This window comes from Clostridium nigeriense, assembly GCF_900086595.1.
Lineage (GTDB): Bacteria > Bacillota > Clostridia > Clostridiales > Clostridiaceae > Clostridium > Clostridium nigeriense.
The window spans coordinates 1,969,535-1,987,708 of sequence record NZ_LT575472.1 but is presented as its reverse complement, the minus strand read 5'-3'; the positions used below and the strand labels follow the sequence as shown (position 1 = coordinate 1,987,708).

Here is an 18,174-nt window from a genome sequence, read left to right as displayed (position 1 = left end):
ATTCATCTCCCTAACCAATTAAAATTTTCCCTTCCGGATATTTATATCCTGACTTCTTACGTTTTCTAGTTAATGATAAAACTACAGTAAGAGGACCTACTCTACCAAAATACATCATTAAAATAATTAATACCTTCCCTATTGAGCTTAAATTAGGAGTTAGTCCTAAAGTTAATCCAACTGTTCCAAAGGCTGAGGTTACTTCATATAACAAATCTATAAAGCTTGCTCCAACTTCGGTATATGATAATATCATCGTGGATAGCATTACTAAAGATACTCCAATAAATAATAAAGTAAATGCTTTATATACTAATTCTTTAGTAAACCTTCTTCCAAATACCTCAGTATCTTCTCTTCCCTTAATAACAGATATTACTGTCAATACTAATAAACCAAATGTTACAGTTTTTAGTCCACCTGCAGTTGATCCTGGAGAACCTCCAATAAACATAAGAATAATAGTTAAAAACTTACTTGCTAAAGTCATTCCATTTGTTGGTACACTATTAAATCCAGCTGTCCTTGGACTTACTGATGCAAAAAAAGAATTTAATAATTTATCTTTTAAATTCATATTTCCAATACTTTCAGGATTGTTAAATTCAAATAAAAGCATTAAAATAGTACCACCAAATACTAATATAGCTGTTGTTATTATTACTAGTTTAGAATGAATAGAAAGTTTTTTAATCCCCTTAAATTCATATATTTCTAATAATACAGTAAAACCTAAACCACCAATTATTATTAATGCACTTATAACTAAAATAATAACACTATTACTATAATAATTTTCAAGGCTGGTTCCAAATAAATCAAAGCCAGCATTACAAAATGCAGAAATTGAATGAAAAACACTATAGAAAACCCCTCTACCCATTCCATATTCCGGAACAAACTGAGTAGAAAGCAATAATGCTCCAAAAAATTGCACAGAAACTGTAAAAATAAGTACATATTTAACCATTTTTACAAGACCTTGAATAGAATATGTATTCATCGCTTCTTGCATTACTAATCTTTCTCTTAAGGTTATCTTTTTACCTAGAATTAAAGAAATTAATACTGCAAAAGACAGAAATCCTAAACCACCAATTTCTATTAAAGTCATTATAACAGTTTGACCAAATGTACTCCAATGTGCACTAGTATTTAATGTTATTAATCCTGTTACACAAACTGCAGAAGTTGATGTAAATATAGCATCTAAGAAATTAGTTGGTTCACCACTTTTAGATGATATTGGTAATGATAATATAACTCCTCCTATAAAAATTACAACTAAAAATCCTAATGCTAATATTTGAACCCCTTTTAATTTTATTTTTCCTTTTAAACTAAACTGCATATCTTCACCTCTTAGATACACTAAATTTTATACTACCTATTATACACTATTTTCTATTTATTATTTATATTTATCTATAAAAAATGCGACCTAAAGGTCGCAATATGTTATTTGTTTAATTGACTTTTTGCTAATTCTACTAAATCAGCAAATGCCTTTGGATCATTTATAGCTATTTCAGATAACATTTTTCTGTTCATATCTATTCCTGCTAATTTGATTCCATTTATGAATTTTGAATAAGAAAGTCCGTTCATTCTTGTAGCTGCATTAATTCTAGCTATCCAAAGTCTTCTAAAATCTCTCTTCTTTAATCTTCTTCCAACATAAGCATTTCTTAAAGCTCTTATTACTGATTCATTAGCAGTTTTAAATAATCTGCTCTTTCCACCATAGTAACCTTTTGCAAGCTTTAATACTTTTTTATGATTTTTACGTGAATTTACCGCTCTTTTAACTCTTGCCATGCTTCAAACCTCCTACAATTTTATAAATATGGTAATAACTTCTTCATTGCTTTTTCTTGAGTAGTTGAAACATAAGCTGCTTTTCTTAAGTTTCTCTTTCTCTTAGAGCTTTTTTTAGTTAATATATGGCTCTTAAAAGCTTTAGCTCTCTTTAATTTTCCAGTTCCAGTCTTCTTAAATCTTTTTGCTGCACCTCTGTGTGTTTTCATTTTTGGCATAATAAAATCCTCCTCTCAAATTATGCTTAATAATAAACTTTAAATAATATATTTAAAAGTTTATAAAATAAAAAAGACAGCATTATGCCGTCCTCATAATATCCATTGTTTAATTATAATAAATTAAAACAGAATATATTACCTTACTAAGCTATGCCGTAAGGTGAGAAACGGCTTTGTTCCTTCTTGACAATAGTATTATAGTATTTGGTAAAAAACTTGTCAATATTATTTTAAAATTTAACCTGTTTTTCAACGCATAAATTACATCCATTACAAAAGCTCACCTTATTTTCAAAGACATTTTCAATTGTATCCATAAATTCTTTATTAAGACAATTTTTTTTACCATGTATAATTACACTTTTAGGAGCATTAGTTATTAAGCCACTAATAATAATATCTTCCATTTTCACATCGCTATCAACTTTACATTCTATTAATTCTTTCATAAATTCATTGAATATATTTTTTTTATTTTTATCTACTATTGAATAATTTCCACTTTCATCTATTACTATATTTATTTCTTCTATTTTACTTTCTTGAATTTCTACAAAATACTTTAAAAGTTTAATAAATTCTTTATATTCTTTTTCAACCATATAACTTTCAATTACTTTATCTATTATATTTTCAATATCTTCTCTAAGTTCCTTCATTCTAAATCTAATAAATCCATTTATGTTTATCTCTGAATTTTCCTCTAAACAAATCTTAATTTTTTCAATTATGTTATTAATTTTATTCATACAATAAATTAGATTATCAAAATTTAATGAGTCATTATCTAATAAAACTCTCATAATTTGTTCCTCTACTTCAATAACTTCATCTTGTTTCAAAAAGAAGTAATTTTCAGTTAAATAATCAAACATTTCTTTATCTTTATATTCTTCTAAAACAACTTTGTATAATACATTACTTATATATAAATTAATAATATCCTTAACTCTTTCATTATAACTATTATCATCACATAAAATTTTAATTATATGATTTTCTAATTCCACACTTTCTACTATTCCTATTGTGATGTTTTTTTTCTTTAGAACAGATCTTAATTCTTGAATTTCTTTTACAAAATCCAAGTTATTATTGTAAACGAGTCTTAAAACAAGCATGGATTCCACTCCCTTTCTAATAATAGTATGTATAAAAAATTCAACTATATTCAAAAATTATTTCTTACTAATCGACAAAGAAAAGTAAATATTTTATAATAAAAAATAAAAGTTAAATTAGGAGATTAGTATGTTTTGTTTCGTTGATTATAGAACAACTCTATTTGAAAAAGAGGCTTTAAATTCTTTAAATTTAAAAATTATTGAGATTCCATTATGTCCTGATGTATATGAAGCTATTAATGGACATGTTGATATTCAATTAAATGTATTAGACAAAAAGTCAAAAAAAATTATAATAAATAGAAATATAGACAATAGTTTTAAGAATAATTTAAAAAATCTAAATATATCTTATTCAGAAAGTAAAAATTCTATTAAATCAAACTATCCTAATAATATATCCTTGAATGCATTAATCCTTGATAATTATTTTATACATAACTTAAAATACACAGATGAAAATTTATTACAAAGCCAAAAGAACAAGATATTAATTAATGTAAAACAAGGTTACACAAAATGTTCATGCTTACCTGTTTCTGATAAAGCTATAATAACTAGTGATATTGGAATTTATAAAACACTATCTACGTACGGTTTCGACATTTTATTACTTCCACCTGGAGACATAATTTTAAAAGGTTTAAATTATGGGTTTATCGGAGGTACAGGGGGATTAATATCAAATGATAAAATGGCTTTTTACGGAAATTTGAATTATTACAAATACGGCTTAGAAGTAAAAGCATTTTTAAAAAAATATAACGTAGAGCCTATTTATTTAAATAATAGTAAATTATATGATAGAGGTAGCCTTTTTGTAATTTAGCCTTTTATATAATACGTTTTTTATATCTAAATGTTTCTGAATTTATATATTCCTAAAGAAAAAAGTATGTTACATAATAGCATACTTTTTCCACTTCCCTACAGGTTAATAAAATAGGAGGAACAAACCTCCTATTTTATTATAATCTCCTTAATATTATTTATTTTTGTTTTAATATCATTGTTTGATTTACCAGTTATTCCTTCTAGCTTGTCTAAAATAACAACAACATCATTTACGGTATTTATCTTTTCTTCTAAGCTTTGATTTCCTCTCCCTAATTTATCACAAATAAAAAGTAATATTATATCTTGATAATTACTACTTTTTATTAATTTATCAATATTTGAAAAAGGTAGATCCTTCAAAATATAAATATGATGCATATGAAATCTTACCATTTCAGAAATACTTTCTGCTTTATCTTCATTCATATATTTTTTCAATATATTGTATGTAACCTTTTCTCCTTCTAAATCATGATTATAAGATCTATATCTTCCTTTAATAAATTTTGTAGTTTTAATTTTTCCTATATCATGAAAAATGGAAGACCACATAAATATTTCACTATTTATAGAGTACTTTTTAATTTTTGAAGCTAAATCTACTACCATTTTGGTATGATTCCATACATTCCCTTCTGGATGAAATTTTTTATCTTGGGGTACATTAACTAATTTATTAAATATATTAAAATCACTATCTATAAACTCTTGTTCCTTCATTAATATTTCTATTTTATTTGATGGTTTTTCATCTAGTAATAGAATGTCATCGATTGTTTTAAAAACATCCATGCATATCACCTCCTAAAATTATTATTTCAATTAATAAAATTTTTATTTAATTTGTATCAAATTTAATTTAAACGCATAATCTATAATTATAAACTAGGCACTATAGCCAAGCGGTAAGGCAGAGGTCTGCAAAACCTTTATTCCCCAGTTCAAATCTGGGTGGTGCCTCCAGGTTATTTCGCAATTAAATAAATAGTTAATAAAAAAAACTCCCATAGGAGTTTTTTTTATTAACTTATTTCTATTATCTATTTTTAAATTTCTTATAATTAAAACAACCAATTTATTTACTTCTAGCCTTATTAAGAATTTCTCCAATTTCCTCATGAGAGAAGTTATAAGCTGCATTACAGAAATTACATCTTACCTCTTCTTCTTTTTTATCATTATATATTTCTTCTAGATCTTTTTCTCCAATAGAAACTAAAACTGATTCAACTTTTTCTCTTGTGCAATTACACTTAAATTCTGGTTTTACTTCCTCTAATATATTTAAGTCCATACCATCAAATACATATTCTATTACTTTTTCAATGCTTCCATGTTCTAATAACATAGCTGTTATAGATGGTATTTCCTCTAATCTATATGTAAGTAAATCTGATAGTAATTCATCAGCATCTGGCATCATTTGAATAATGAACCCTCCAGCTACTTTAATTGAATAATCCTTATCAACTAAAACACCTAAGGAAACTGCTGAAGGAGTTTGTTCTGAAACAGTAAAGTAATATGCTAAATCTTCTGCTATTTCTCCTGTATATATTGTAACTTGACCAACATATGGATCCTTCATTCCTAAATCCTTAATTACAGTAAACTCTCCATTTATTCCAACATATCCACCAACATCTAACTTACCTTTAGAATTTAAAGGTAAGTCACCATATGGATTACCAATATACCCTTTAACTATACCACCTTCATATGCAGTTACTGTTACTCCCTTAGCTTCTCCGCCTCCATTAATTTTTAATGTTAATACTTCTTTATCTGACTTTAATGTAACTCCCATTAAAGATCCTGCTGTTAGCATTCTTCCTAATGTAGCGGCAGCTACTGGAGTACACTCGTGTACACTTGTACCAGTATTAACTAAATCAGTTGTTTCTCCAGCAATTATTCTAATCATACCGTCTTTTGCTGTTGCTCTTATAATTTTATCCATTAAAATTCCTCCATAATTAAATTACTTTTTTAACTACATATACTATTCTTTCTGTATTTGAAGTTACTTTTTTTTCTGTGTATCCATCAAATTTGCCTATAATCTTTAAGCCAACTTTATTTAAATTTTCTTCTATAAATTCTTCAGTATAAGCTCTTTCTAAATGTTCTTCTTCAAATCTTTCATATAGATGCCCTCTTTTAACAAAGAAAGTTAGATACATACTTAATAGTTCATTTTCAAAAACATTTTCCCAAGTATAAAATACATCTTCTTCATTATAAGTATATATATTATTACCTAGTATATTAGAAAGCTTAAAATATGAATTTATATCAAAAATAAATAACCCATTATCATCCAAATGTTCACTTACACCTTTAAAATAATTTAATAAGTTATCTTCATCAATTATATAATTAGTTGAATCTAGAACTGAAGTAATTAAATTAAATTTTCTATTTAAACTTAACTCACTCATATCTTGGCAAACTATTTTGCATTTGATTTTTTCTTTTTTTAACTTTTCAAAAGCTTTTCTTAACATATCTTCAGATAAATCAACAGCAAAGGACTCTTTAAAACTTTTTGCAAGTCTTAAGGTAACATTTCCTGTTCCACATGCTATATCTAAATAATTATTAAAACTTACTTTTTCTTCTTTACAAATTTCTATTACCCTAGAACACATAGAATCATAATCAATGTCTTCATATATTAATTCATCGTAAATTTCAGCAAAATCTCCATATGCCAAAGTAATACCCCCCACTTTTTAATTTCCTAAAATGTAATTATTCATAAAATTAATTGAAACATATATATATTAAATGTAAATTTTATTTTAGTCAATGCTACCTAATAAAACCAGTATAAAAATATCTATTTTCTTCCTAAAATTTCATCATTAGTAGGAATTTTAAGCATTCTCTTTCTTTTAGTCATTATTCCTCCAATTCTTCCTGTTTCTTCAGCAGTCAATCCTCCCCATCCATATGCATCTACTTTATCCTTTAACCCTAATTCGTCTGCTATTTCATATTTTATTTTTTCTCTTAATATTTCTGCATCAGTAAGTTCTTTGTTAGATTTAATTTTAGATTTTATAATTTTTTTTAGCGGTGTTTTACTCATTGTTATTACCCCCTATAAATTTAATATTTATATTTTCCCCAAATTTATTTTCAATATACTATTAAATTTATTAATCACGATATATTAGAAATTTTTATATATTGTAATAAACTATTGAATTTTTTCAATTATTTAACTATAGTTATTAGTAAGTATATTTTTATATTTACTATAATAAAAAGGGGGAAAAGTTTATGTACAATGTTGCTATAGTTGGGGCTACTGGTAACGTAGGTCGAAAGTTTTTAGAAATTTTAGAAGAAAGGAATTTTCCAATTAAAAATCTATATCTTTTTGCATCAAAAAGATCTGCTGGATTGAAGCTATCATTTAAAGGCAATGAGTATTTAGTTGAAGAAACATCTGAAGAAAATATTAAAAATAAAAGAATTAATTTTGCTTTATTCTCAGCTGGTGGAGATGTTAGTTTGAAATTCTCACCAATATTTTCATCTTACGGTGCTGTTGTTATAGATAATTCTAGTGCTTTTAGAATGGATAAAAACGTTCCTTTAGTGGTTCCAGAAGTTAACCCTGAGGATATTAAGTGGCATAAGGGAATTATAGCTAACCCAAATTGTTCTACAATACAAGCAATGATTCCATTAAAGGTCCTACTGGATAATTACGGAATTAAAAGGATAGTATATTCTACTTACCAAGCAGTCTCAGGTGCAGGTGTCCAAGGTATATCGGATTTAGAAGAAGGTTTGAAGGGAAATGCACCTAAAAAATTTCCTTATCCAATAGCAGGAAATTGTCTGCCTCACATAGACGTATTTTTAGAAAATGGTTATACAAAGGAAGAGATTAAAATGATTGAAGAAACAAAAAAAATTCTTCATAATTCTAACTTAAAGATTACAGCAACTGCTGTTAGAGTACCTGTGCTAAACAGCCATAGTGAAAGTATTAATGTTGAACTCGAAAAACCATTTGAATTAAATGATATCTTTAATTTATTTAATAATACAAAAGGAATAACTCTTTGCGACGACACTAGTAATGTAAAATACCCTACACCTTTAATGACAAGTGGAAAAGATGGTGTTTTTGTAGGACGTATTAGACGAGATTTTAGCATAGATAACGGACTAAACCTATGGGTAGTTGCTGATAATATTAGAAAAGGAGCTGCACTTAATGCAGTTCAAATAGCTGAACTATTAATAGGGAGTGATATGTAATGTCAATATTTAAAGGCTCCGCAGTAGCAATAGTAACACCTTTTGATGATAATAATGAAGTTAATTATGAAAAGTTAAAAGAATTAATTGAATGGCATATTGAAGAAAAGACTGATGCCATTGTAATTTGTGGTACTACTGGTGAAGCTAGTACTATGACAAAAGAAGAAAAAGAGAAAGCTATTAAATTTACTGTAGACACTGTTAATAAAAGAGTACCTGTTATTGCAGGTACTGGAACTAATGATACTAATATATCTATAGAGATGAGTAGATATGCTGAATCAGTTGGTGTAGATGGATTACTACTAATAACACCTTATTATAATAAAACCTCTACAAAAGGTCTGTACAAGCATTATGAAGCTATTAATAACGCTGTAAATACTCCTATTATATTATATAATGTTCCAAGCCGAACTGGGGTTAATATATCTCCAAAACAGCTATTAGATTTGACTACACTAAAAAATATAGTTGCAATTAAGGAAGCTAGTGGAAACATTAGTCAAATAGCTGAAATGAAATCTCTTTGCCAAGATAAAATAGATATTTACTCAGGAAATGATGATCAAATTGTTCCTATCTTATCTTTAGGTGGTATAGGAGTAATATCTGTATTGGCTAATATAATGCCAAAAGAAGTTCACGATATGACTTATGCTTATTTAAATGGAGATTTCAATAAAGCTTTGAAATTACAATTGTATACTATAGATTTAATTAGTAAATTATTTATAGAAACTAATCCAATTCCAGTAAAAACAGCTTTAAATTTAATTGGAAAAGATGTTGGTAATTTTAGGCTTCCACTATGTGAAATGGATAATAATAATCTTAATTTATTGATAGAAGGTCTAAGAAAATATAATTTATTATAAGGAGTAATATATGGTAAAAATTTTATTAAATGGATGCTCAGGAAAAATGGGAGAAGTAATAGTTAATGCTTCAAAAAATTTTCCAAACATTATAATTGTTGCTGGAATAGATAAATATCCTACTGAAAAATATAATTTTAAAGTTTTTAAAAGCACTCTAGATGTGGATATAGAATATGATGTAATAATTGATTTTTCAAGACCTGAGGCCCTAAATGACTTATTAGATTTGTCTATTAAAAATAATAAACCAATTATATTATGCTCTACTGGTTACAATGAAGATGATTTGAAACTTATAAAAGAAAAAAGTAATATTATTCCTATATTTAAATCTGCCAATATGTCTTTAGGAATTAATCTAATAAACTCATTATTAAAAAAGATAGTTCCAAATATATATGAGAATTATGATATAGAAATAATAGAAAAACATCATAATCAAAAAATAGATTCTCCAAGTGGTACTGCACTACTATTAGCTGATACTATAAAAAATTCTTTACCTGTTAAATCAAAATATGTTTTTGGTAGAGACGGTAATTCTAAGCGTGAAAAAAATGAAATTGGTATTCATGCAATAAGAGGTGGATCTATAGTTGGTGATCATGATATAATTTTTGCAGGTTCTGGAGAAATTATAGAACTTTCTCACACTGCCCTATCTCGAGAAGTCTTTGCAGTAGGAGCTTTAAAAGCTGCCGAATATATGGCTGATATGTTTTATCCTAGAATTTATAATATGGAAGATTTACTAGGAATATAAAATTTTTTTATTATATTTAATTTTAATATAAAACAATTTAATAATTTATAAGTCAGTTTAATAAAAACTCCTCTGGGAGTTTTTATTTTTTATTAATATTCTATTTTATATAACAGTATTCACCATGTTTTTCTAGTTTAATTATAAATGTATGTGGAATAATAAAATATACTAATTAATAAGGAGGAATACTATGCCTAAGGATAGTCAACCTGATAACAAGAAATCTAGAATGGAAAAATGTAATTACCAAACACCAATAACAGAGGAAGGTCTTAATCATAATCCAAATGCAAAGCATAAGTCAGTTAAAAGACAAGGAGTTTCTAGCGAACATTATAATAGAGCTGGAAATTAAAAGAGGGCTGTAAAATACAGCCCTCTTAATATAAATCTAAATGTATAATATCATACTTTAGATTATTCTTCTATATATGCACCATCAAAGAATACATGTCCTAAAGTAGAAACTCTAACACCCTTAACTTCTGGTTTAGCTCCCTTAACTTTAGTGTAGTAATATAATGGGATAATTGGCATATCAGCCATTAATATGTCTTCAGCCTTCTTCATTGTTTCCCATCTCTTTTCTACATCTGCTTCTTTTTTAGCTTCAGCAACTAGCTTATCATATTCTGGATTTGAATATCCAGCATCGTTGTTTCCTCCACCAGTTACCCATAAATCTAAGAATGTCATTGGGTCAACATAGTCTCCAGACCAACCGTGTCTTGCTATTTCGTATTGACCGTCTTGTCTAGTGTTTAAGAATACTTTCCACTCTTGGTTAGTTAATTCAACTTTTACACCTATTTTTGCCCAGTCTTGTTGTATAGCTTGAGCTATTAATTTATGATCTCCTTCAGTGTTATACATAAACTCTAAAGTTGGAAGACCTTCTCCATTTGGATATCCAGCTTCAGCTAATAATTTCTTAGCTTCTTCGATATTTGGAGTGTTTGCATCATAGTATTCTCTATCTGCAAAATCTTCACCCTTCTCATTTAATATTCCCTTTGGAACAAAGCTATAAGCAGGAACTTGACCTGATTTAGTAACATTCTCTGTAAGAGACTTTCTGTCTATAGATATTGCTAAAGCTCTTCTAACTTTTTCATTACTTAAAGCTTTTTTAACATCTTCAGGTAATGTTGATTGCTTACCAACATTCATTACTAACATATAAGTTGCAAGATTTGGATAGATTTTAACTAATCCTTCTTCTTGTCCTCCTGCAATTTCTGCAGGTGGAACTGTATCAACCATATCAAATTCACCTGATTTTAATGATGCATACGCAGTATTTTGATCAGTAACTAATTTATAAACAACTCCAGGAAGCTTAATTTCCTTAACATTCCAATATTCTTCATTTCTTTCAAATACCAATTGATCTTTCATATCCCATTGAACTAGCTTGAAAGGCCCATTTGAAACATAAGTTTCTGGTTCTGTAGCCCATCCTTCAGGATTAGCAGAAACTATATCCTCTCTTAAAGGCATATATGTTGTAAATGCAGTAAGTTCTAAAAAGTAAGCTGTTGGTGCTTCTAAAGTTACTTTTAAAGTATAGTCATCTACAACTTCAATTCCTAATTCTTCTCTAGTAGCTTGTCCGTTATAGAATTTTTCTGCATTTTTTATATAGTATAATTGATAGCTATATTCAGCGGCAGTATCTTTTGTTAAAGCTCTAACCCATGAATATTCAAAGTCTTTTGCAGTAACAGGCTGTCCATCTGACCACTTAGCATCTTTTCTTAAATGGAAAGTGTATACTAATTGATCATCTGAAACTTCATACTTTTCAGCTACACCTGGTTTTGCTTTTTCATTTTCATCAAGTCTCATTAATCCTTCAAAAGCATTGTCAATTATTGAACCAGCTCCTGATGAAGTGTTTAGTGTCGGATCAATTGTATCTGGATCTTCTCCTAAATTGTAAATTAACTTTCTTCCACTATCTCCAGAATTACTGTTTCCACAACCTGCAAAAACAGACATTCCAAGAGCAAGTGTTAGTGCTACAGCACAAATTTTTCTAAGCTTATTGCTCTTCATTATGTTTCCCCCTTAATATAATTAATTTTAAACTTTAGTTTTTTATACTAATTGCTTTTATGCAATTTGTAACTATTCGTTAAATAAGTGGCATGCTACAAAATGTCCTGGTTCAACTTCCTTTAGTTCAGGATCCTTTTCTCCACAAATCGGCATTGCATACTTACATCTTCCCTTAAATCTACATCCAGGTGGTGGATCTATAGGTGAAGGAATGTCACCCTCTAATACTATTCTCTTATTAGACTTAGCCTCCCTAGGATCTGGAATTGGTACCGCTGAAAGTAAAGCTTGTGTATATGGGTGCTTTGGTTTTAAATAAACATCATCAGCTGGTCCCTTCTCTACCATTTTACCTAAGTACATAACTCCAATATGAGTAGATATATGTTTAACCATTGATAAATCATGAGCTATGAAAAGATAAGTTAAACCAAATTCTTCTTGTAACTCTTCAAGCATATTGATAACTTGCGCTTGAATAGATACATCTAGTGCTGAAATAGGCTCATCACATACAATAAAATCTGGTTGAACCGCAAGAGCTCTTGCAATACCTATTCTTTGTCTTTGGCCACCTGAGAACTCATGAGCATATCTATTTATATGACTTCCATTAAGTCCTACTCTATCTAAAAGATATCTAATTCTTTTAGTTCTTTCTTCACCTTTATACAATCCATGAATGTCTATAGCTTCTCCTATAATATCTCCAACAGTCATTCTAGGATTTAATGAAGCATATGGATCTTGGAATATCATTTGCATATTCTTTCTTAAAGAAACCATTTTCTTTTCGCTAAAATTAGTAATGTCTTCCCCATTAAAAATTATTTGACCAGAAGTTGGCTCATATAATTTTAATATAGTTCTTCCTGTTGTAGTTTTACCACAACCTGATTCCCCTACTAATCCTAATGTTTCTCCTCTTTTTATTGTAAAAGAAACATCATCCACAGCTTTAACAAAACTTGGTTTCGCAAAAAGACCTTTATTTACAGGGAAGTATTTACAAAGATTCTTAACTTCTAATATTACATCATTTTTCTTATCCATTAATCTTCCCTCCTGATTGGTGATTCTACTTTTGGTGCATTTTCATGACATAACCAGCATGCTGCTTTATGCCCTTCTGAAATTTCAAATAAAGGTGGTTGTTTATCTAAACAAACCTTCATTGCATATTTACATCTTGCTGCAAAAGGACATCCAGCTGGTGGTTTTAATAAATCAGGTGGTTGACCTTCAATTGGAACTAATTTTTCTTTTAGTTCGCTTTTAGGGTTTGGAACACTATTTAAAAGTCCCCATGTATATGGATGTTTAGGATTATAGAATATATCTTCATCAGTTCCTTCTTCTACTATTAATCCACCATACATAACATTTATTCTTGTACAAAGATCAGCAACTACACCTAAATCATGTGTTATTAGTATAATAGAAGTATTTATTTTTTCTTTTAAATCCTTCATTAAATCTAATATTTGAGCCTGAATTGTAACGTCTAAAGCAGTTGTAGGTTCATCAGCTATAATTAGTTTAGGCTCACAAATTAAGCTCATAGCTATCATTACTCTTTGTCTCATACCACCTGAAAATTCATGTGGATATTGATCTAATCTCTTTTCAGGACTTGGTATTCCAACCATATCAAGCATTTTTATTGCCATTTCCTTAGCTTCTTTCTTAGAAACCTTTTTATGCTTTATTAAATGCTCTGTTAATTGATCTCCAACAGTAAATAACGGATTTAATGATGTCATAGGATCTTGGAAGATCATTGCCATATCATTTCCTCTTATTTCTTGCATTTCTTTTTCTGTTGGGTTAGTTATATCTTTTCCATCAAAAAGTATAGCATCTGATTCAATTACAGCGTTATCTGCCAATAATCTCATTAAAGACATCATAGTTACTGATTTACCACAACCTGATTCTCCAACTATACCTAAAGCTTCTCCTTTATCTAAATGTAAGGATACTCCCCTTACTGATTTTACATCACCTATATGAGTTCTAAAGGAGGTTTTTAAATTTTTTACTTCTAATAACTTACTCATTTGTCATCCTCCTATTTCTTATTCTTAGGATCTAAAGCTTCTGTTAATCCATCACCAAATAAGTTAAATGCTAAAATAATTATACAAATTGCTCCTGCTGGGAATAATAATTGGTAAGCAGCAGTACTTAATAATCCACTTGCATCATTTGCTAAAGTTCCAAGAGATGCTAGAGGTGCATTTATACCTAAACCTATAAAGCTTAAGAAAGCTTCAGTAAATATAGCTTGAGGTACAAATAAAGTTAAAGTTACTAATATAGATCCCATACAGTTAGGAATTAAATGTCTAAATAATATTCTTACTTTTGAAGCACCAAGAGCTTTAGCAGCAAGTACGAATTCTCTTTGCTTTAATTCAAGAATTTCCCCTCTAACTATTCTAGCCATACCAACCCAATATGAAATTGCCATTGCTAAAATAATAGTAGTTAATCCTGTAGATCCTTCCTTCTTAAAAGCAGCCATTAATATAATTACATATATTTGAGTAGGAATAGAATATAAAACGTCAACTATTCTCATCATTATATTGTCCACTTTTCCACCAAAGAAGCCAGCTATTCCTCCATATAAAACACCTATAACTAAATTAATAGCTGCTGCAGAAATTGCAATTATAAGTGAATATCTAGCACCATACATAACTCTTACAAATAAATCTCTACCTAAGTTATCAGTTCCAAACCAATGTTGTGCACTTGGTCTTAAATCTGTAGCTTGTAAATTTGTATCATAATATGTGTAACCAAGTACTTTTTCCATTAATATTGGTCCTAAGAATGCAAAAAGTACAACTATAACAATCATAATTAATGAAAATAATGCAACTTTATTATTTTTTAATCTTCTCCAAGCATCTGCCCAATATCCTACACTTGGTCTAACTATTTCTTCAAACTTTTTTTCCTCTTCATTTAAAGGAGTAAATAATTCTTTATCTATATCTAAGTCATATTTCAAATTTTCCATTTTTTACCCCCTATTAACCTTCTAGCTTAATTCTTGGATCTATTAATACATATACAATATCAACTAAAAGATTACATATTACTATTAATGTACAGTAGAATGCTGTTACCCCTAATAATGAAGTATAATCTCTATTAGTTATAGATAAAGTAAATTCATTTCCAAGACCTGGTATTGCAAATATTTTTTCTACTACAAAGGATCCTGTTAATACTCCAGCCACTAGTGGTCCTAAGTATGTAACTACTGGAATTAAAGAATTCCTTAATGCATGTTTAAATATTATTGATTTTCCACTTAACCCTTTAGCCTTTGCTGTTCTTATATAATCTGATTTAAGTACATCAATTAATTTACTTCTTGTTAATCTTGTTATAAATGCCATTGAACTTCCTGATAAAGCTATAACAGGCATTATATAATTTTTAGGTTTACTCAAACCTGTAGCAGGTAAAAATCCTTTCATCTCTACTGTGAATATATAAATCAAGAAAGTACCCATTACAAAACTTGGTATTGTTATTCCTAAGGTGGCTAGTATCATACATATTCTATCCGGCCACTTATCAGCCTTTAATGCAGCTATTATACCAAGGGCAACCCCCACCGCTACTGAAAATACTATTGATACTGTTCCTACTTTAGCTGAGTTAGGAAAACTCTTCTTAATTGTTGTTAAAACTTCTCTTCCTTTATATTTCATCGACTTACCAAAGTCACCTTTTAAAAGGTTTTTCATATAAAGTGTGTATTGTTCACCAACCGGCTTGTCCAATCCATACTTTTCATTTAATTGAGCTTTCATTTCAGGCGTAATTTTTTCTCCATCAAATGGACCGCCTGGCATCATTCTTACTAGAAAGAAAACTATAGTAATTACTGCCCAAACTGTAACTATACTAGTTAAAAGTCTCTTTCCTATATACTTTACCATTTGTTTTCAACCCCCATTCATTATTCTACGAACATTCCAAATTGTAGATATTAATAATTATATTATATTCTTAGAATTTGTCAATTAACATTTTAAATTTATCTATTCTATTTTAATAATGTATCAATAATGCCCCTCTTTTTTTTATAATTCATAAAACATTGCTCTACATTCTAGAAAACGCTTACACTTGCATTTTATCAGCATTTATGCAAGTATAATTATTAATCCTTCATTTTTCTAATTTTTATTAAATTATTAATTTTTTATATTATTCTATTTATATATTACTAGAAATATACGGACATATGCTCCCATTTGTTCGTTATAAGTGAACATCTAATGATATATTTTGAGTTTCTCTACATACATTAAGAATATTTATTCATAAAAAAGCTTATTAATATAAAACCTCTATATTAATAAGCTTTTCTTTACCTTATTTTATTTATAAACTTTTCAATTCTATCAAAAGCATTCTTTAATTCTTCTATTGAGTAACAATATGAAATACGTATATAGCCTTCACCTGCCTTACCAAAAGCACTCCCTGGAACACAAGCTACTTTCTCTTCATATAGTAATCTTTCACAAAACTCTTCTGAAGTTAAATTATACTTTTTTATAGAAGGAAATACATAGAATGCTCCTTTTGGTGATATAAAATCAATTTTAACATCTTCTAACCTCTTCTCTACATATATTTTTCTTCTTAAAAACTCATTTTTCATTTTTTCTACATTATAAAGTCCATGTTTTAATCCCTCTAAAACTCCATATTGACCTATTGAGTTTGCACAAGACACATTATATTGATGTACCTTACCTATTTCATTAAAAGTCTTTCCCTTAGCTGCAATAAACCCTAATCTAATTCCTGTAATAGAAAACATTTTAGAAAAGCCACCAATATAAATTATATTTTCTATAACATCACTATCCATGGCCAAGCTATAATACTTTTCATAGCAAAAAGACTCATAGATTTCATCACTAATAACAAATAAATTATTTTCTTTTATTAACTCTATTAACTTGTGATATTCTTTCTCATTTAAAATTGTTCCTGTTGGGTTTGATGGATATGATAAAATTATATACTTAATATTAGATTCCTTTATTACTCTTTCTAGTTCGATGAAATTAAGAGAAAAATCTTCATTTAAATAATAATTTACAACTTCACCGCCTAGTATTCTTACTATGTTCTCGTAAGCAGGATAAGCTGGTGTAGGTACAAGTACTTTATCTCCTTTATTTATTAATGTAGCTAAAGATGAAAACAAAGCCTCGCTACCACCTACAGTTATACATATATCTTCATAGGAATAATTAATACCTTTATTTCTTAAGTACTTAGATATTTCTTTTCTTAATCCTAAAATACCAAAATTATCGGTATAAACTGTTTTATCTTCTTCAATAGCTTTAATCATTCCATATTTAATTTCCATAGGTGCTTTAAAATCTGGTTCTCCTAAAGTTAAAGATATTGCCCCATCTACATTATTAACTTTATTGAAAAATTTTCTTATACCAGACATTTCTATATCACTTAAGTTTCTATTCATATATTAGCCCCCTTTATTATTTTAATATTCTATACCCTCTCTTGCAGGAACCCCTTCTTCAAAATAATGTTTTATACATTTCATTTCAGTAACTAAATTACTTTTTTCTAATATTTCCTTAGGAACATTTCTACCCGTTAAGATAAGTTCCATGGTTTTAGGTTTATTATCAATAATATGTAGTACTTCTTCAACAGATAGAAAATTATTTGATAGGACAGCCATTATTTCATCTATTATTAATACATCGCATTTATTTCCTTTGACAGTTTCTAATGCAAAATTATACCCATCTCTAATTTCTAATCTCAACTCTTCTTTTTCTTCATCTGTTAAATTCCATGTAAAATCCTTTGGTTTCTCAAACCTAAATATTTTAAAATTATCACCTAATTCATCTATAGTCTTTAGTTCACCAGTTCTACCACCTTTTAAAAATTGCAACATATAAACCTTTAAACCATTACCATATGCTCTAATTCCTTGCCCTATAGCAGCAGTTGTTTTACCTTTTCCTTCGCCAGTATAAACTTGAACTAATCCTTGTTCTAGTTTCAAAATCATCAACTCCTTTTTTAATAAATTTTACATTAAGTACAACTTCCTTGTAAATAATAATATTTTTCTCTCTTTTCACTTCCTTACT

20 protein-coding genes and 1 tRNA gene are annotated in these 18,174 nt (G+C 28.3%); 6 read left to right on the top strand and 15 right to left on the bottom strand.

Annotated features, from left to right (window positions below; translation table 11 throughout):
• Positions 1-10: 10 nt before the first annotated feature.
• From BN6774_RS09510 to ytxC, 4 genes are all read right to left on the bottom strand, one after another.
• Positions 11-1,351 (bottom strand): TrkH family potassium uptake protein, encoded by a 1,341-nt coding sequence (locus tag BN6774_RS09510; RefSeq protein ID WP_066892997.1) that lies wholly within the window; start codon positions 1,349-1,351, stop codon positions 11-13.
• A gap of 107 nt (positions 1,352-1,458) precedes the next feature.
• Positions 1,459-1,818, bottom strand: a complete 360-nt coding sequence (gene rplT / locus BN6774_RS09505) for a 50S ribosomal protein L20 (protein ID WP_066892995.1) — start codon at positions 1,816-1,818, stop codon at positions 1,459-1,461.
• Positions 1,819-1,838: 20 nt separating this feature from the next.
• Positions 1,839-2,036 (bottom strand): 50S ribosomal protein L35, encoded by a 198-nt coding sequence (gene rpmI, locus BN6774_RS09500; RefSeq protein WP_016206790.1) that lies wholly within the window; start codon positions 2,034-2,036, stop codon positions 1,839-1,841.
• A 233-nt stretch (positions 2,037-2,269) separates the two neighbouring features.
• Complete coding sequence (gene ytxC / locus BN6774_RS09495; RefSeq protein WP_066892993.1) at positions 2,270-3,160, bottom strand: putative sporulation protein YtxC; 891 nt, start codon at positions 3,158-3,160, stop codon at positions 2,270-2,272.
• Between the two features lie 130 nt (positions 3,161-3,290).
• On the opposite strand from ytxC, the gene BN6774_RS09490 reads away from it, so the two are divergent.
• Complete coding sequence (locus tag BN6774_RS09490; protein ID WP_066892991.1) at positions 3,291-3,992, top strand: DUF6873 family GME fold protein; 702 nt, start codon at positions 3,291-3,293, stop codon at positions 3,990-3,992.
• A 131-nt stretch (positions 3,993-4,123) separates the two neighbouring features.
• Here BN6774_RS09490 and BN6774_RS09485 read toward each other — a convergent pair whose 3' ends face one another.
• Positions 4,124-4,792 carry an HD domain-containing protein gene (locus BN6774_RS09485; protein WP_066892989.1) on the bottom strand — a complete coding sequence of 223 codons (669 nt, stop codon included), beginning with the start codon at positions 4,790-4,792 and terminating at the stop codon, positions 4,124-4,126.
• 96 nt (positions 4,793-4,888) lie between these two features.
• Here BN6774_RS09485 and BN6774_RS09480 point away from each other — a divergent pair.
• A tRNA-Cys gene (locus BN6774_RS09480) sits at positions 4,889-4,963 on the top strand.
• 112 nt (positions 4,964-5,075) lie between these two features.
• Here the strand turns inward: BN6774_RS09480 and hslO are convergent.
• The 3 genes from hslO to BN6774_RS09465 form a co-directional block, all read right to left on the bottom strand.
• On the bottom strand, positions 5,076-5,960 hold the full coding sequence (gene hslO, locus BN6774_RS09475) for an Hsp33 family molecular chaperone HslO (protein WP_066892987.1): 885 nt from the start codon (positions 5,958-5,960) through the stop codon (positions 5,076-5,078).
• A 16-nt stretch (positions 5,961-5,976) separates the two neighbouring features.
• Positions 5,977-6,717: a class I SAM-dependent DNA methyltransferase gene (locus BN6774_RS09470; RefSeq protein ID WP_066892985.1), complete on the bottom strand. Its 741-nt coding sequence runs from the start codon at positions 6,715-6,717 to the stop codon at positions 5,977-5,979.
• 125 nt (positions 6,718-6,842) lie between these two features.
• The gene (locus BN6774_RS09465; RefSeq protein ID WP_066892983.1) at positions 6,843-7,094 is read right to left on the bottom strand and encodes an alpha/beta-type small acid-soluble spore protein; all 252 of its coding nucleotides are present in this window, start codon (positions 7,092-7,094) and stop codon (positions 6,843-6,845) included.
• A 194-nt stretch (positions 7,095-7,288) separates the two neighbouring features.
• Between BN6774_RS09465 and BN6774_RS09460 the strand changes: the two genes are divergently transcribed.
• The 4 genes from BN6774_RS09460 (at position 7,289) to BN6774_RS18625 (ending at position 10,286) form a co-directional block, all read left to right on the top strand.
• Positions 7,289-8,281 carry an aspartate-semialdehyde dehydrogenase gene (locus BN6774_RS09460; protein WP_066892981.1) on the top strand — a complete coding sequence of 331 codons (993 nt, stop codon included), beginning with the start codon at positions 7,289-7,291 and terminating at the stop codon, positions 8,279-8,281.
• Positions 8,281-9,162 (top strand): 4-hydroxy-tetrahydrodipicolinate synthase, encoded by an 882-nt coding sequence (gene dapA / locus BN6774_RS09455; protein ID WP_066892980.1) that lies wholly within the window; start codon positions 8,281-8,283, stop codon positions 9,160-9,162. The genes BN6774_RS09460 and dapA overlap by 1 nt, the downstream gene beginning before the upstream one ends.
• Before the next feature lie 10 nt (positions 9,163-9,172).
• Positions 9,173-9,928, top strand: a complete 756-nt coding sequence (gene dapB, locus BN6774_RS09450) for a 4-hydroxy-tetrahydrodipicolinate reductase (RefSeq protein WP_066892978.1) — start codon at positions 9,173-9,175, stop codon at positions 9,926-9,928.
• A gap of 193 nt (positions 9,929-10,121) precedes the next feature.
• Positions 10,122-10,286, top strand: coding sequence for a hypothetical protein (locus BN6774_RS18625; protein WP_167349597.1), 165 nt, complete (start codon positions 10,122-10,124; stop codon positions 10,284-10,286).
• Between the two features lie 62 nt (positions 10,287-10,348).
• On the opposite strand, the gene BN6774_RS09445 is transcribed toward BN6774_RS18625, so the two are convergent.
• The 7 genes from BN6774_RS09445 to BN6774_RS09415 all read right to left on the bottom strand — a co-directional run bounded on the left by BN6774_RS09445 (position 10,349) and on the right by BN6774_RS09415 (position 18,089).
• Positions 10,349-11,989 carry a peptide ABC transporter substrate-binding protein gene (locus BN6774_RS09445; RefSeq protein ID WP_066892976.1) on the bottom strand — a complete coding sequence of 547 codons (1,641 nt, stop codon included), beginning with the start codon at positions 11,987-11,989 and terminating at the stop codon, positions 10,349-10,351.
• A 72-nt stretch (positions 11,990-12,061) separates the two neighbouring features.
• Positions 12,062-13,045, bottom strand: a complete 984-nt coding sequence (locus tag BN6774_RS09440; RefSeq protein ID WP_066892974.1) for an ABC transporter ATP-binding protein — start codon at positions 13,043-13,045, stop codon at positions 12,062-12,064.
• Positions 13,045-14,052, bottom strand: a complete 1,008-nt coding sequence (locus BN6774_RS09435; RefSeq protein ID WP_066892972.1) for an ABC transporter ATP-binding protein — start codon at positions 14,050-14,052, stop codon at positions 13,045-13,047. Before BN6774_RS09435 ends, BN6774_RS09440 begins: the two co-directional genes overlap by 1 nt.
• An 11-nt stretch (positions 14,053-14,063) precedes the next feature.
• Entirely contained in the window at positions 14,064-15,023 is a 960-nt protein-coding gene (locus BN6774_RS09430; protein WP_084766965.1) for an ABC transporter permease, read from the bottom strand.
• A gap of 13 nt (positions 15,024-15,036) precedes the next feature.
• Positions 15,037-15,957: an ABC transporter permease gene (locus tag BN6774_RS09425; protein ID WP_066892970.1), complete on the bottom strand. Its 921-nt coding sequence runs from the start codon at positions 15,955-15,957 to the stop codon at positions 15,037-15,039.
• Positions 15,958-16,391: 434 nt separating this feature from the next.
• Positions 16,392-17,528 carry a pyridoxal phosphate-dependent aminotransferase gene (locus BN6774_RS09420; RefSeq protein WP_066892969.1) on the bottom strand — a complete coding sequence of 379 codons (1,137 nt, stop codon included), beginning with the start codon at positions 17,526-17,528 and terminating at the stop codon, positions 16,392-16,394.
• A gap of 21 nt (positions 17,529-17,549) precedes the next feature.
• Positions 17,550-18,089: a cob(I)yrinic acid a,c-diamide adenosyltransferase gene (locus tag BN6774_RS09415; protein WP_066896580.1), complete on the bottom strand. Its 540-nt coding sequence runs from the start codon at positions 18,087-18,089 to the stop codon at positions 17,550-17,552.
• Positions 18,090-18,174 lie beyond the last annotated feature (85 nt).

Coding starts and splice junctions, on each gene's coding strand:
- BN6774_RS09485 (WP_066892989.1), bottom strand. CDS start 4,792: ATGGATGTTTTTAAAACAATCGATGACATTCTATTACTAGATGAAAAA.
- BN6774_RS09420 (WP_066892969.1), bottom strand. CDS start 17,528: ATGAATAGAAACTTAAGTGATATAGAAATGTCTGGTATAAGAAAATTT.
- dapB (WP_066892978.1), top strand. CDS start 9,173: ATGGTAAAAATTTTATTAAATGGATGCTCAGGAAAAATGGGAGAAGTA.
- BN6774_RS09490 (WP_066892991.1), top strand. CDS start 3,291: ATGTTTTGTTTCGTTGATTATAGAACAACTCTATTTGAAAAAGAGGCT.
- rpmI (WP_016206790.1), bottom strand. CDS start 2,036: ATGCCAAAAATGAAAACACACAGAGGTGCAGCAAAAAGATTTAAGAAG.
- BN6774_RS09430 (WP_084766965.1), bottom strand. CDS start 15,023: ATGGAAAATTTGAAATATGACTTAGATATAGATAAAGAATTATTTACT.
- BN6774_RS09435 (WP_066892972.1), bottom strand. CDS start 14,052: ATGAGTAAGTTATTAGAAGTAAAAAATTTAAAAACCTCCTTTAGAACT.
- dapA (WP_066892980.1), top strand. CDS start 8,281: ATGTCAATATTTAAAGGCTCCGCAGTAGCAATAGTAACACCTTTTGAT.
- BN6774_RS09460 (WP_066892981.1), top strand. CDS start 7,289: ATGTACAATGTTGCTATAGTTGGGGCTACTGGTAACGTAGGTCGAAAG.
- BN6774_RS09440 (WP_066892974.1), bottom strand. CDS start 13,045: ATGGATAAGAAAAATGATGTAATATTAGAAGTTAAGAATCTTTGTAAA.
- ytxC (WP_066892993.1), bottom strand. CDS start 3,160: ATGCTTGTTTTAAGACTCGTTTACAATAATAACTTGGATTTTGTAAAA.
- rplT (WP_066892995.1), bottom strand. CDS start 1,818: ATGGCAAGAGTTAAAAGAGCGGTAAATTCACGTAAAAATCATAAAAAA.
- BN6774_RS09465 (WP_066892983.1), bottom strand. CDS start 7,094: ATGAGTAAAACACCGCTAAAAAAAATTATAAAATCTAAAATTAAATCT.
- BN6774_RS09510 (WP_066892997.1), bottom strand. CDS start 1,351: ATGCAGTTTAGTTTAAAAGGAAAAATAAAATTAAAAGGGGTTCAAATA.
- BN6774_RS09445 (WP_066892976.1), bottom strand. CDS start 11,989: ATGAAGAGCAATAAGCTTAGAAAAATTTGTGCTGTAGCACTAACACTT.
- BN6774_RS18625 (WP_167349597.1), top strand. CDS start 10,122: ATGCCTAAGGATAGTCAACCTGATAACAAGAAATCTAGAATGGAAAAA.
- hslO (WP_066892987.1), bottom strand. CDS start 5,960: ATGGATAAAATTATAAGAGCAACAGCAAAAGACGGTATGATTAGAATA.
- BN6774_RS09425 (WP_066892970.1), bottom strand. CDS start 15,957: ATGGTAAAGTATATAGGAAAGAGACTTTTAACTAGTATAGTTACAGTT.